The following is a 13,208-nucleotide window of genomic DNA, read 5'->3' on the forward strand; positions in this document are numbered from 1 at the left end:
AGGGGTCCGGGACCTTGGAACTCGCCATGCTCGGTGCCGACGACTGGCCGATCGCCCGGGACGTCCGTCTCCGGGCCCTGAAGGACTCGCCGACGGCGTACATCGCCGACTACGAGGACGAGGTGGCCGTCGGTGAGGACGGCTGGCGCGAACGTTTCACCCGCATGCAGTGGGCCGTAGCCCGGGACGAGACCCGGATCATCGGCCTGGCAAGCTCGGTCCGCGTCGCCGCCCGCCCGCCGTACGAACGCCACATCGAGTCGGTCTGGGTAGACCCGAGATACCGGCGCAACGGCGTACTCCGAGCGGTCCTCGGCCACCTGGCAACGGTCGAACCCGACGTCACCGAGTGGCGCGTCTGGGTCCTGGACACCAACACGATCGCCCGCCACGTCTACGAACGGCTGGGCTTCTACGCCACCGGAGAATGCCAACTCCTACCCGACGGCTCCGGCCGTCGCGAAATTCGTCTCCGATTCGGTGGGTAGACCGTAGCCACAGGAGATCCATCTCGGCAGCTGGAGCTCGGCCAGTGCGTCCCGGTCCCTCCGGACCTGCGGGAAATGGCCGAGCATCTTCTGCCACCGACGCTCGTCCTCCTGCCAGTTCACGATGAAGTCCGCACACAGGTCCGGCGAGATGCTGTCGGCCCGATCCTGCGCGATCTTCAGCGACTTGTTCGCACCGCTGTAGTCCGCCTCGCTGAGCTGGGCGCGCGGAAGGGCTTCGATCGTTTCGGCGATCGTCTTGAGCCGGATGCCCTTGAAGTGCTGCCAGTAGCTCGCCCGAGTCGCGATGGCCAATTGCTCCTCGAAGCACAGTCCTGACCGGCGGTCGAAGGCCGCGTACAGCCCCTCGGCGAGCAGGTCGCCGAACTCTTCCCGGGCCGCGCGTTGCGGATCCGCGAACGGCCGGTACTCCAGTTGGCTGACCTCGCCGATCTTCATCAACGACCGCTCCGCGGCATGCCGGGCGAAGAAGAACCAGTCCTCGTTGTAGACATCGGCGAAGAACGACAGATCCGGGTGCTGCAGGTTCACCCCGAGAGTTGCGCCGCTGACGAACACGTCCTGCCTGAAGCCTGCGAGCCGCCGCGCGTGGCAGACCACCGAGTTGTCGGGGAAGTACCGGCTGACCATCGACGCCACCGGGTGCCGGTCGAGGTAGCCGGCCAGACGCCGAACGTCGCGCGGGCTGAACCCCCTGATGTCGTCGTCGACGAACAGGATCTTGTTCCATCCGCACATCCGGCCGAGCAGCAGACCGATGTTGCGCTTCGCGCTGAGATCACTGGATCGATTGGCCGAAGCCGCCTGGAAGTCCTCGCCCGACGTCAGCGGCGCGTCACACGGAGGCCGGTAGTTCGTGGGCACCTCGACGACCAGCGCCTGCGCACCCAAGGTCTTCTCCACGCGGCGCGCGACCTGCTCGACCTGCGCCTGCCGGCTGCACAGAATGACGAGCGGCACGGACAACGCAGCGGACAGGCTGATGACCTCTTGCAGTGCGAAGGCCGGGCGCGCGGCCGGGACCACGATCGCGTCCAGGCGGGTGTTCGCAGAGGCTGCTACTGGAGCGGAGCCGTCACGGAGCAGTCCCGCGTGCGACTGACCGTGCCTGATCTGACGGCTCATTCGCCATCCTCCTCGGGAGACCATTCGAAGAGACGGTTCTCCGAGATTTCGAGATCCGGCGTGACGGCTTCGCCGTTGATCACCGGAACCCGCATCAACAGGCCGAAGACACCACCTGGGAACCTGTTGGCCAGGTAGGCCTCGTTGCGCTCGCGGACGGCGTCGTCGGTCAGCATCCGAACCGCGCCGAGCACGCCCCGGCTGTAGACACCGTTGCAGATCGTGATGGTGCGGCTGTGATTGAAGGGATTGGGCAGTCGTGCGAACAGCGCGACGTCCTCGACGAGCTCCCGAGGGGTTTCGTCGCGCCATGCGTCCTGGGCCTGTTCAGCCTCCAGCTCTTCCTGCGACGGAGCCTCGTCCTCGGAGACGGGTTCTTTGCTCTCCTCCCAGACTGGCCGGTACTCCTGACCGTCGCGGGAGCGGAAGATCTCGCCGTCGGCAAGATCCGGCACCGACATCTGCCGGATCGGCAAGTTGTCGAGAACCCGCAACAGCCGGCTGGTGACCCGGTTCCAGGCGATACCGCCGATCAGGATCAGATGGCCGGACAGGTGGTCCGCGCTCACCTCCGTCGGGAGCCGGTGCCGCACGCGAAGCTCCGGGTTGGAGGCGCGGACGTGACCCCACATCTCGATCAACGCGTCGAGGTCGGCGTACTTGTAGAGCTTGGTGTGGTTCGGGTTCTTCTCGTCCGCGAGCGGAGAGCGTCCCCCTTCCGGGACTTCCGGACAGATGAGAGTGATTCGCCCGGATTCGAAATCGAAGGTGTACGAGCTGCTGGACGCCGGCGAGCCGGTCTGCTGTTGACGGATGTCGTCCCGCAGCCTGACCAACTCACGGTGCAGGCCGTCGAAGCGCTCGCGCTCGGCTCCGGTCAGATCGCCCTCGCGTGGCAGCCGGTCCGGTATGTCGGACATCGCGAAGAGCAGTGCGTACGAGCGCAGTCGCTCTTCCGGTGGGAGTTTGGGGTTGGTTTGCGATTCCCACGAGCTGATGGTCGCCACCGCGACGCGGGCGTCGCCGGTGCTGAGGGCGTGCGACAGGTCCTTCTGGGTCAGTCGCTCGGTCTCACGAAGATCCCGGAGTCGCCTGGCGAGTCGTACGGCCTCTGGAGAAGGGGCCACTCTCACTCCCGTAAATGGTCGACCAACTTGCGGGTGCGGCGGATCGGCTGATCCTACACCCCGCTCTACCCGACTTCACCGAGCCCTGCTGTACCGCGCTCCGCCGGGGGTCACCCGGCCGACCTGCTGTCCTACGAAGGAGGGCTCTCTTATACGGCTTGGATCGCCATTGCTCCTGACAAACTGACGATTGACCGCAGTTACACCGTGGATCTACCGTAATACTGAAGTCGACCTGAAGCCAACTGAAACCACGCGACGCGCGGAGATAAGGAGATCCCGAGGATCCGGACGGGGTGTTCGTACCAACCTGAGCAGGTGCCCGATGCGCAGATCATCAGCCACACCGACGATCGCGGCAGGCGATCTCGAGGCGATCGGCGCATTGGAGTCGGGGAACTGGCGAGCCGCCCTGCGGGTGCTCGGTGCGGGCCGGGTCGTGGACGCGTATCTCGGGACGAATCTGCGGACCGTGGCGCGGGCGATGGCGTTCCGCGCGGCCGGTGAGCACGGGCGGGCCTGGGAGACGCTGGGTGTCGCCGCGGCCGGTATTGCTCGCCACCAGCCGGGCGTTCCGATGGTGAAATCCGACGTCGTACGGCTGGCGCTTCCGCCGGAACATGCCGGTCCTGCTTTCCGGACGATCCGGCTGATCTGGCGGGAACAGAGCGAACTCAGCAACCTGCGGACCCTCGCTGCCGACCGGCCGAGTGGGATGCCTCAGGACCGGCACATCCTGGTGCTCGCCTTCGTCGAGTACCTGTCCTGGCTGGAGCTCGATCTCGGCACCAGCCTCACCGAGCTGGCGACCGACGAGGCCCGGCCGCTCGTCGGGCAGCAGCTCAGTGAGCTGCGCGACCGGCGCCGCGAGGGGTTCCTGCGCAGCGCGACCGACCTGCGGCAGTTGCCGTTGCCGCGGGCGGGCACGATGACGAAGACGGTTTGGGGCCGAGCCGGCGGGTACCACGGTCTGCGCCGGTTGGCCCTACTGGAACTGGCGGAGCGGCCGGAGCCGCCCTGGACCGATTCACCGGCGCCGGCGAGCTGCCCGGCCCGTGCCGGTGCGCGGATGGCCTGGACGCTGGCCCAGGCGGGCTGATCGCCTTTACGTGCCCTTTACCAGGCGGAACTTGGGTCATAACCTTTGGAGATCGTCTCCATCCGATGGTGCGCAGTTCGAGATCGTTGACTTCGACAACGATGGCGAGCGCCGGCCGGCCGCGCGTGAAGGGGGTTCGACCTGATGTTGACCCTCCGGACTGCCCCGGGAATCGTCGGGCGCCCCGACGTACGGCTGACGAGATCGACGCCGGCCGACCTGGTGCGGGCGGTGGAGCTGGCGCCCGGGGTCGCCGTCGAGATCGATCTCGCCGACCCGTCGCGCTGGCATGCGGTCGACGTACGGCGCTGGGCCTCGGCGGACCGGGATCTGCTCGAGGCGCTGCTCGGGCCGGCCGCGGTACGGGAGGTGACCGGGCTGCTCGCGTCGGGTGATGCGAAGGCCGGCGTACCGCTCGAGGTCGCGCCGGCCACGGTCTGGCGGCGGCTCGCGGTCGTCGACGCGTTGGACTGGTGGTTGCAGCTGCCGTTGAACCAGGGGCTGCTGGATGCGGAACGCGCGATCGTTCGCGCCCGTGCCGCGACATCCCTGCGCTCGGGGGCGCTCCGGCGTACCTTCGTCGATCGTGCCGTTGTGCTCGCTCGCCGGTCGGCCGGTGAGGTCAGCACGTACCTGAACGGGATCGCCGGCGCATCGTTGCCTAAGGCACTCTCTTCGGGGTTGTCCCGGCTGGCCGCGGGGTATGCGTCGCTGGCTCGTGAGGTCGACGGGCCGGACGCGGCGCTGGCCGCGGTACAGACGGCCTGGGAGCGCGTGTCTCTGGCGCCTTTGAAGTCGGCGGCGTCGGTTGTAGGGGCACTCCCGGCGCTGGCGAGCTCTGGAGTTGACCCGCGACGAGTGCGTGCTCGTGTCGTCGGTAGCGACGTACAACTGGTCCCAACAGGTACGGCGGTACGCGTCGTCGTGCCCGCTTTCGCGCCGCTGCCGTCGCCTGTTGTCGCCGATCGGCTGATGGTGCGCCTCGTCGACCGTCGTTCCGGTGAGGCTCAGGTGCCGGCACTGTTGACGCTCCAGACGAGCGGTGCTGGAAAGCCTGTGTTCACTGAGGTTGTGCCGCTTCGCGGGGCGTCGGTGGATGACCTGCGCGCGGACGTCTTCGACGCCGACAGTGCGGAGCCGGCCGCTTCCGACACCGACCTGCTGCGGCAGCGGCGCGCACAGCTCGTCCTGAGCGAGTGGCGACGTACGGCGGCAGAGTCGCGGCTCTCGCGCAGTCTGAGGGCCCGCAACCGCCGGCTCGTGCGCTTGCTCGACGCACTCGCTCCCAGCACCGGACCGCTCTTCCACGGCGGTCCTGCTCGCGAAGACATCGCTGACCTCGTCAACGGCGGCAGCAACCACCCGTGGTTCAGCACCACGGCTGCGGCCGGAGGTCCCTTGGTAGCCGAGTTGGCCGCCGCGTACGACCCCCACTGACCCAGGTGGTGCCGTCGCGGCATCGATGTTCGCCCTGTGTGCGCAGGTCATCGCGTAATGGAACGTGCGACCGATCGACCTCCCGAGGAGCGAGCCATGACCGTCGTCTCTCGAGCCACCAGCCGCCGCACCCGCCCCGGCAACAACCGCCGTACCCGCACCACACCCCGCGCCGGCCGCGGCCCCACCCGCGGCCGGACCCGTAGTACCCGGCGCTATCTGGTGCCGGCAGTGCTCTCACGCACCTCAGACCGCGCAGTGGTCCGCAGACGCGCCGACGTACGCGCCGCGATCGTTCTGTGGTTCCTGATGGCCGCCGACCTGGCCACGGTGATCTGGATGTACACGCTGGGCGAGTGGCTGGACCACGCCTCCAAGTTCACCGCCACCGCGACTCTAGGCGGCCACCACTACATCGTCCTGGCCACAGCCGCCGCAGCCTTCACCACCCTTGCCGCAGTCGCCATCCTCTCTGACGGCTTCACCAAGACCACCCGTCCCCTGACGATCGTCAGAACCGCCGCCTGCATCCTCTCCCTAACAGCCCTGACCGGCCTGGTAGCTCTGCTCCTAGCTGCGCTAGTAATCCGCCTACTAGTGGGTCCACTCCGTCCCTAGCCTCACCTGGACAGTGAGCGCATTCTGAGTGCATGACGAATCGTGACGCTCGGTGCGTCTTACAGCTATGAGGCACTCGTACTTGGTTCCCGCTGTCGTGCTCGCCGCTCTGACCCTGTCGGCCTGTGGGGACGAGGTGGCGCCAACCTCCAGTCCAAGCAGCGCAACGCCGATCACCCCGAGGCCTAGCGACGCGGTGGGCACGCAGATCCCGCAGGGCCCCGCGACCCCGCTGTTTCTCGACCGAGCGCGGGCTGTCGCACAAGCCGTCCGGACCGCAGGGCTCCCGAAGCCTCCGGAAGGGATCTTCCTGTACGGGACCCGGACGCCGGACCTCGCTTTCGACACGACCGAGCAGAAGGTTGCGTGGATAGCCGGGTACGTCGCGATCGCACCGGGGGTACAACTTGGATCCGGCGGCACGACTCGCATCGACTTCACCGACGGACCGAGCGTCTCGGTCGACGTCCTCGCTCCCCGGCCGGCGCTGACCGCGGCGATCGGAGCGACGCACGACAACTGCGGCCACATGGCGGTACCGGCGGCGAAGTGCATACTCGTGATCACCGGCGGCTCCCTGAAGACAGTTGAGGTGGACACGAGCGCCGGCCGCGCGACGGTGCCGGCCTGGTCCTTCACCGCCAAGGGATTGTCGAGACCGATCGTCGCCCTGGCCGTTTCCCCGGCGGTGCTCAAGCCTTTGCCCCAGCCCACCACACTGCCGGGGCTCGCCGACCCGGACCGCGACCTGCTCTCGGTCGGGAGCCTCACCCGAGCCGACGGCAACACGCTCACCGTCAACCTCCACCACGGCAAGTGCGACCCCGACCTGCGAGCCCACGTCCTCGAGCTCGACGACATGGTGATCATCGGCGGAAGCCATGCCCCGTTCGATGGCGCCTGCGTGGACGTAGGCCTCAGCACCCCAGCCACCGTCACACTCACCGCCTCACTCGGAGACAAGCCCGTCATCAGCGCCGAGACCGGCACGAGACTCGACGTCTACCCTCACCTCAGGTAGGACCTTCGTGGCGGCCCAGGCAGGTGTCCACCAGTTCGCGTCGCCCAGGAGTTTCATCAAGGCGGGTACGAGAACGAGTCGCACGATCGTCGCGTCGACGAAGACGGCGGTGGCCAGGCCGAGGCCGAACATCTTGGCCGTCGGGTCGTCGGCGAGGGAGAAACTGACGAAGACCGCGATCATGATCAGCGCCGCCGAGGTGATCACGCGGCCGGTGGTGGTGATGCCGTGGATGGTCGAGGCGGTGTTGTCGCGGGTCCGCACGTACTCCTCGCGGATCCGGCTGAGCAGGAAGACCTCGTAGTCCATGGAGAGCCCGAACACCACGGCGAACATGAACATCGGGATGAACGGCAGGATCGGAACGGTCGACTCCAGCCCGATCAGGTCCGCGGCCCAGCCCCACTGGAAGATCATCACCAGGACGCCGAACGACGCGCCGATGCTGAGCAGGTTCATCAGCGCGGCCTTCAGCGGTACGACGACCGACCGGAACACCACGGTGAGAAGCACCACGGACAACAGGATCACGGCGCCGATGAACCACGCCAGCCGATCGTTGACCTTCGCGCCCACATCCGCGAGCGTCGCCGTCTGACCCCCGACATGTGCCTTCGCCGGACTGTCCCGCAGTACCGAGGGAAAGACCTCCGAGCGGAGCCGTTCGACCGTCGTCATCGTCGCGGCGTCCTGTGGTCCCGTCGTCGGTACGGCGATCAGCGACGCGACACCGGCCGCGGTGTTCACCGACGGAGGTGCGACCGACGCGATGCCCCGATCGGCGCGGACGGCCTCGAACAGCGGTTGTACGACGGCAGGATCGCGCGAGATGTCGACGGCGATCACCAGCGGACCGTTGCTACCGGCACCGAACCCCGCGGCCACCAGGTCGTACGCACGGCGCTCGGTGCGCTGCTGGGGTAGCACGCCGTCGTCGGGCGTGCCGACACGGAGAGCGAGCACGGGTGCGGCCAGCGCCAGCAGGAGGACGGTGGCGCCGACGGCGTACGCGACGGCGTGCTTGGACACGTGACCCGCCCACCGCGCCCAGCCCAAACCATGAGAGGCCCGCACCCGACGTACCTGAAGCCGGTTGATCCAGTGCCCGGCCAGACCCAGGAACGCGGGCAGCAAAGTGATGGAAGCGAGCACCATCGTCAGCACGATCAGCGAGATGGCGATCCCGCCGGCCGTCATGAACGGTACGCCGGCCACCGCCAGCCCGAGGATCGCGATCACCACCGTGCCGCCGGCGAAGAGCACAGCCCGGCCCGCTGTGGCGACGGCACGCCCGACCGAATCCTCGACCGCCAGTCCGCGGGCCAGGTACTCGCGGTGCCGGGTGACGATGATCAGCGCGTAGTCGATGCCCACACCGAGCCCGACCATGCTGCCGAGGACGGGCGCCCAACTGGGCAGGTCGATGAGGTACGTGACCAGGGACAGGGAGCTGATCGCCAGCGCGAGGCCGAACACCGCCATCCCGATCGGCAGCCCCATCGCGATGATCGATCCGAACGCGAGCAGCAGGATGACCATCGCGGCGAGCAGCCCGACCGCCTCGCCGAGCCCGGTCGTCGCTTCCTCGAACGCGTAGAACAGATCCCCGCCCAACTCGATCCGCAGCGGCGATTCCACCGCGGACAAGGTCTTGAGCTGCTCGAGGTCACTCGGCTCCAGTTCGTCCAGCACTGGATATTGAAGCCGGATCAGCCCCACGCGGCCGTCCGGCGAGATCACTGGCTCGCCGGCTTCCAGCACGTGCGGCAGGGTGGCCGCGTCCGAGCGTAGTTGCGTCAGCGCGGCCTGCAGTTCGGGCGAGTTGAGCGTCGCCTTCTCATCGAGCGGGGTCACGACCACCTTCGCGGTCAGCCCAGCCTGATCCGCGCCCGCGGCCGACAGCAGGTCGGTCGCGTACTGCGAATCCACGCCGGGCGCTCCGAACGATTCCTCGAGCTTCTTTCCGAAGGCGCCGGATGCTGCGACCACGAGCGCTGCGATCACCAGCCAGGCCCCGATCACCACCCAGGGCCGACGCGCGGCGTACCGGCCCATTCTGTACAGAGTCGACCTCATAGTGAGTCCCTTTCAGCAAGAGTTGGACTCATGGTGTGGTCGAGCAGGCGGTCCCCACCTCGGGCGATGAGCCGGACTTCCCTCGGCCGAACAGCTGGGTCGCGTCCCGTACTTTGAGCCGATCCGATCCGCGCCCGGAGTCCCTACGCTGTGGTCATGCTGAGAAACGCGGTCCGCTCGGTGCTGGCCGAGCCTCGGGCACTCGACGCACCCAAACGGGTGTGGCGCGACTGGGTGCTCGTCGCCGGCCTGCTGACGGCGGCCGTTCTCGAAGGCGTACTTCGCGAGGACGTCGTCTGGAGGCCCTTCGCGCTCGTGATCGCCGTCGCGGTCGCGTGTGCGCTGCTGTGGCGTCGTACCCGCCCGTTCGCGGTGGTGGCCGCCGTGTTCGGTGGCCTGATCCTGATCAACCTCGCGACCCTGATCAGTGGAGAGGCGGCCTTCGGCCTCTACTCGATGATCTGCGTGGTGCTGCTGCCGTACTCACTCGCCCGCTGGGGATCCGGCCGCGAGATCCTCTGCGGGCTGGCGTTGATCATCGTGGCGATGGTGCTGGGATTCGCCAGTGACTTCACCGGGTGGGGCGAAGTGGTGGGCGGCACCATGTTCCTGCTCTTCCCCGCGACGCTCGGGCTCGCAGTCCGCTATCGGTGGACCGCCCGGAACCGCGAACTGGGCCAGGTACGACTCCGGGAGCGCGAGCTGCTGGCCCGCGAGTTGCACGACACGGTCGCTCATCATGTCTCGGCCATCGTCATCCGCGCCCAGGCCGGCCGAGCCGTCGCGGCCACCCGCCCGGAAGCCGCGGTCGACGCCCTCGCCATCATCGAGGCGGAGGGCACGCGGACCCTGGCCGAGATGCGGGCGATGGTCGGCGTACTGCGTGACGACGGTACGGCGGAGCTCGCCCCACAACCCGGAGTGGCAGACCTGGAACAGCTCGCCCGCCGCGCCGGGGACCATCCGCGGGTCGACGTCGAGGTATCGGGTGACCTCGGTGATCTCGACCGCGCGGTCGGCGCAGCGATCTATCGCATCGCGCAGGAGTCGATCACGAACGCCGTACGGCACGCCCGGCAGGCGACGCGCATCGACGTCCGGTTGGCGTCGTACGACGACTCCGTCCAACTGACCGTCCGCGACGACGGGGAAGCGACCTCGCGGAACCCGGGCGGGTACGGTCTGGTGGGGATGACCGAACGCGCGACGCTGCTCGGCGGCACGCTCTCGGCGGGTCCTGACCCGGACCGGGGCTGGTCTGTCGACGTGGTGCTTCCGCGAACGGCGGGCGGCCGATGACGATTCGGGTACTCGTCGCCGACGACCAGGATCTCGTCCGGACCGGACTCGCCATGATTCTCGATGCCCAGCCCGGTATCGAGGTGGTCGGTCAGGCGGCCGACGGTCTCGAAGCGGTCGAGTTCGCGCGCCGGCTGCGGCCCGACGTGTGTCTGCTCGACATCAGGATGCCCGGGCTGGACGGGATCGCGGCGACCCGCGAACTCGCCGGACCCGACGTCGACGACCCGGTGGCGATCGTGGTGATCACCACCTTCGACCTGGATGAATACGTGTACGGCGCCTTGAAGGCCGGCGCGCGGGGATTTCTCCTCAAGGACGCGGGACCCGATCTTCTGGTCCAGGCAATCCGAGCCGCCGCCAACGGCGACGCACTGATCGCGCCGAAGATCACCGCCCGCCTCCTGGCCGCCTTCACCGAACCCCCGTCGGGCCGCACACCGATCCAGCCCGTAGACCCGCTCACCACCCGCGAAGAACAAGTCCTCCTAGCCGCCGCCACCGGCCGCACCAACGCTGAAATCGCCACCGAACTCCACATCAGCCTCAGCACCGTCAAAACCCACCTGGCCAGCGTGATGGCCAAGACCGCCGCCCGAAACCGAGTAGAAATAGCCATCTGGGCCTACGAAACCGGCCGCATCAAGCCCTAGCGATGCGCACGATGGCACAAAGAAAAACCCGCCCCACGAGGGGACGGGTGGTTGATGCCGACAACTTTAGCTCGGGGGAGTAGCTGCGGCAAATTTGCGGCAGTCCGCTCACCAGCCTGCGGGGCACGCGTAGTTGCCGACCTGGAGCGGGAACTGTGAGTTCGTGAAGTCCGACGCGTCCAGCCGGTACCACCAGTGGCCTCCCACGCCATCCGTCGGACGCCCCTTGAGATCGCCCGCGAGGTAGCTTTTGGTCGGGTTGATCACCCCGACAGGCACGCGCTTGCGGGCTTCTTGGACGGGGAACTTGAGATCGCTGTCGTTCGACACGATCACGGCCGCGTCGACAGCGTTCGTGAGAGCGTCGATCAGCAGATGCGACGCGACATTGACGTCTGAGCCCTTCTCCTCTGTGTTCAGCACGCTGACCAGGAACTGCGCGTCGGGCACAGGCTGCGACGACGAATCCTGGATCATGACAGGCCAGCCGGAACTCACCACGACCGGGCGACCTTGCCTGTCTCTCGTCGCCAGCGGCGCAGTCTTCGTCCGCGCGACGTACTTCCCGTACTCGATGTGGTCGACACATCCACTGGTACGCAACGCCTTCAGATAGGTGTCCTGATCGAATTGCCCCGAGGGATTCGTACGAGCGTCGATACGAGCTGTGCAGTAGATGAGTCGATCAATCGCAGCGGTTGGCCAGCCTGACTTTCGGACGAGGATCCCGTCGATCATCTGGCGCATGTTCAACCAGCGCCAGCCAGGCCGGCTGCGACCGCACCAGTCACGGCCCCGTAGTACAAGTTGTAGCCGTCCACATACACACCCACACGCATGCGCAGAAGTTAGTTCACTTCGAGCGGATTGAGTAGTCGGCCCTCAGACCCTGTGGATAATGCGATCGATGGCTTCTGCCCCTAGGACACCTTGGTGACTTTGCATTCGATGCCGGCTGGTCCGATGGGAGTTTGCGCGGGCGATCGTGGCTCACTCGCCCTTGTAGCAAAGGCAGAACGGGTGGCCGGCGGGGTCGGCGTACACCGGGCAGCTGCCGCCCTGCGGCGGTAGCCGTGTCCCTCCTCGCTCGAGGGCGAGACGCTCTTTCGCCGGCCGGTCGTCGACTCCGATGTCGAAGTGCATCTGGGGCGGGTAGTCGGGGTCGGGCCAGCGTGGTGGTTCGTAGTCGGGGACGCGCTGGAGAGCGAGCATCGGCAGCCGGTCGTCGTCGCGGGCGATCACGATCCGGTCGGGCGAATCTTCGACCGTACGGGGCATGTCGAGCATGGCACCCCAGAACTCGGCCATCGGCCGTGGGTCGGCGCAGTCGATCACCACGCGGACGAGCGTGCCGAGCCGGTCCGTGGGTTCGACGAGACCGGGATACAGGCAGAAGGGGTGGCCTACCGGGTCGGCGTACACGCGCCAGCCGGGGAACCCCTCGAGCTTCGTCGCGCCGTGCTCCAGCACCGCGCGCTCAGCGGCCTCCAGATCAGCGACCTGCACATCGAGATGGATCTGCGTCGGGTACGCCGGGTCGCGCCACCGTGGCGGGCGCATCCGGCCCTCGCCCGTCCCGATCCGTCCCTGGGTAAGCATCCCGTAGAACGCCCGAAGCTCATCCTCCCGCTCCTCCGGGCAGCCCACGACGACCCAAAACCGTCCGTCCTGCTCGTCGGAGTCCACCGACGTACCAACAACCCTGCCGTCCTCGTCGAGCACCACACTCACAAACGCCCGCCCACGCTCCCCAACCAGAACAACCCGAACCATCCGCTCGTTAACCTGCCGCGCACTACCCACCACCCGCCGCGCCCCCGCAAGCCCCTCCACATCCGGCCGCCACGACTCGGCGATCCACGGCCCGGAATCCCACCCACCCAACCCACTAACAGCATTGGCCGCCGGCACATCCGCCCGCTCCAACGCCTCAACCCACCGACACGCAACGTCCACAAGATCCCGCGACATCCCCGCAGTCTCCAATCAACCGTCTGAGGTGCCCCTAGTCAGTACGACGCTGACGGTCTCGAAGCCGAGGTCTGCATAGAACGCGCGTGCGTTCTGATTCTGCGCGTACGCCGTAACCGACACCGAGACTGCACCACGCTCACCCTCAGCCCACGCCACAAACCGCTCTACGAGTGAACCGTCCCGGGTTTGGTGCGCCCTCGGTTATGTGAGTGCGACCGGTTGGTCGTCTCGGGTTTGTGCATAGTAGTCGGCCTCGGCTTCGGCGGGTGG

Annotated in this window: 12 protein-coding genes; 7 read left to right on the top strand and 5 right to left on the bottom strand. The window is 67.5% G+C overall.

The window, feature by feature from the left end:
- Positions 1–14: 14 nt before the first annotated feature.
- Positions 15–488, top strand: coding sequence for a GNAT family N-acetyltransferase (locus tag E0H50_RS26235; protein ID WP_165547305.1), 474 nt, complete (start codon positions 15–17; stop codon positions 486–488).
- Here E0H50_RS26235 and E0H50_RS26240 read toward each other — a convergent pair.
- Positions 438–1,634 carry a hypothetical protein gene (locus tag E0H50_RS26240; protein ID WP_131293136.1) on the bottom strand — a complete coding sequence of 399 codons (1,197 nt, stop codon included), beginning with the start codon at positions 1,632–1,634 and terminating at the stop codon, positions 438–440. The genes E0H50_RS26235 and E0H50_RS26240 overlap by 51 nt on opposite strands.
- Positions 1,631–2,761, bottom strand: coding sequence for an XRE family transcriptional regulator (locus tag E0H50_RS26245; RefSeq protein ID WP_131293138.1), 1,131 nt, complete (start codon positions 2,759–2,761; stop codon positions 1,631–1,633). Before E0H50_RS26245 ends, E0H50_RS26240 begins: the two co-directional genes overlap by 4 nt.
- 325 nt (positions 2,762–3,086) lie before the next feature.
- Here E0H50_RS26245 and E0H50_RS26250 point away from each other — a divergent pair, with 325 nt between their 5' ends.
- The 4 genes from E0H50_RS26250 (at position 3,087) to E0H50_RS26265 (ending at position 6,936) form a co-directional block, all read left to right on the top strand.
- Positions 3,087–3,860 carry a hypothetical protein gene (locus E0H50_RS26250; RefSeq protein WP_131293140.1) on the top strand — a complete coding sequence of 258 codons (774 nt, stop codon included), beginning with the start codon at positions 3,087–3,089 and terminating at the stop codon, positions 3,858–3,860.
- A gap of 144 nt (positions 3,861–4,004) precedes the next feature.
- On the top strand, positions 4,005–5,297 hold the full coding sequence (locus E0H50_RS26255) for a hypothetical protein (RefSeq protein ID WP_131293142.1): 1,293 nt from the start codon (positions 4,005–4,007) through the stop codon (positions 5,295–5,297).
- A gap of 96 nt (positions 5,298–5,393) precedes the next feature.
- Positions 5,394–5,915: a hypothetical protein gene (locus E0H50_RS26260; protein WP_131293144.1), complete on the top strand. Its 522-nt coding sequence runs from the start codon at positions 5,394–5,396 to the stop codon at positions 5,913–5,915.
- A gap of 196 nt (positions 5,916–6,111) precedes the next feature.
- The gene (locus E0H50_RS26265) at positions 6,112–6,936 is read left to right on the top strand and encodes a hypothetical protein (protein WP_131293146.1); all 825 of its coding nucleotides are present in this window, start codon (positions 6,112–6,114) and stop codon (positions 6,934–6,936) included.
- Here E0H50_RS26265 and E0H50_RS26270 read toward each other — a convergent pair.
- Positions 6,865–9,012 carry an MMPL family transporter gene (locus E0H50_RS26270; protein ID WP_131293148.1) on the bottom strand — a complete coding sequence of 716 codons (2,148 nt, stop codon included), beginning with the start codon at positions 9,010–9,012 and terminating at the stop codon, positions 6,865–6,867. The two genes, E0H50_RS26265 and E0H50_RS26270, sit on opposite strands and share 72 nt — an antisense overlap.
- Before the next feature lie 156 nt (positions 9,013–9,168).
- Here E0H50_RS26270 and E0H50_RS26275 point away from each other — a divergent pair, with 156 nt between their 5' ends.
- Together E0H50_RS26275 and E0H50_RS26280 are read left to right on the top strand one after the other, a co-directional pair.
- A complete protein-coding gene (locus E0H50_RS26275) occupies positions 9,169–10,311 on the top strand; it encodes a sensor histidine kinase (protein WP_131293150.1) in 1,143 nt (380 codons plus the stop codon).
- A complete protein-coding gene (locus E0H50_RS26280; protein ID WP_131293152.1) occupies positions 10,308–10,964 on the top strand; it encodes a response regulator in 657 nt (218 codons plus the stop codon). The genes E0H50_RS26275 and E0H50_RS26280 overlap by 4 nt, the downstream gene beginning before the upstream one ends.
- A gap of 108 nt (positions 10,965–11,072) precedes the next feature.
- On the opposite strand, the gene E0H50_RS26285 is transcribed toward E0H50_RS26280, so the two are convergent.
- Both E0H50_RS26285 and E0H50_RS26290 read right to left on the bottom strand, forming a co-directional pair.
- Positions 11,073–11,702 carry a PIN domain-containing protein gene (locus E0H50_RS26285; RefSeq protein WP_202868338.1) on the bottom strand — a complete coding sequence of 210 codons (630 nt, stop codon included), beginning with the start codon at positions 11,700–11,702 and terminating at the stop codon, positions 11,073–11,075.
- Between the two features lie 252 nt (positions 11,703–11,954).
- A complete protein-coding gene (locus E0H50_RS26290) occupies positions 11,955–12,695 on the bottom strand; it encodes a VOC family protein (protein ID WP_131293154.1) in 741 nt (246 codons plus the stop codon).
- Positions 12,696–13,208 lie beyond the last annotated feature (513 nt).

Origin of the sequence: Kribbella sindirgiensis (genome assembly GCF_004331435.1) — a bacterium.
Taxonomy (GTDB): domain Bacteria; phylum Actinomycetota; class Actinomycetes; order Propionibacteriales; family Kribbellaceae; genus Kribbella; species Kribbella sindirgiensis.

What these genes read in the sequence shown, in the direction of transcription:
- E0H50_RS26240 (WP_131293136.1), bottom strand. Translation starts at nt 1,634, where the DNA reads ATGAGCCGTCAGATCAGGCACGGTCAGTCGCACGCGGGACTGCTCCGT.
- E0H50_RS26250 (WP_131293140.1), top strand. Translation starts at nt 3,087, where the DNA reads ATGCGCAGATCATCAGCCACACCGACGATCGCGGCAGGCGATCTCGAG.
- E0H50_RS26255 (WP_131293142.1), top strand. Translation starts at nt 4,005, where the DNA reads ATGTTGACCCTCCGGACTGCCCCGGGAATCGTCGGGCGCCCCGACGTA.
- E0H50_RS26260 (WP_131293144.1), top strand. Translation starts at nt 5,394, where the DNA reads ATGACCGTCGTCTCTCGAGCCACCAGCCGCCGCACCCGCCCCGGCAAC.
- E0H50_RS26270 (WP_131293148.1), bottom strand. Translation starts at nt 9,012, where the DNA reads ATGAGGTCGACTCTGTACAGAATGGGCCGGTACGCCGCGCGTCGGCCC.
- E0H50_RS26275 (WP_131293150.1), top strand. Translation starts at nt 9,169, where the DNA reads ATGCTGAGAAACGCGGTCCGCTCGGTGCTGGCCGAGCCTCGGGCACTC.
- E0H50_RS26280 (WP_131293152.1), top strand. Translation starts at nt 10,308, where the DNA reads ATGACGATTCGGGTACTCGTCGCCGACGACCAGGATCTCGTCCGGACC.
- E0H50_RS26285 (WP_202868338.1), bottom strand. Translation starts at nt 11,702, where the DNA reads ATGATCGACGGGATCCTCGTCCGAAAGTCAGGCTGGCCAACCGCTGCG.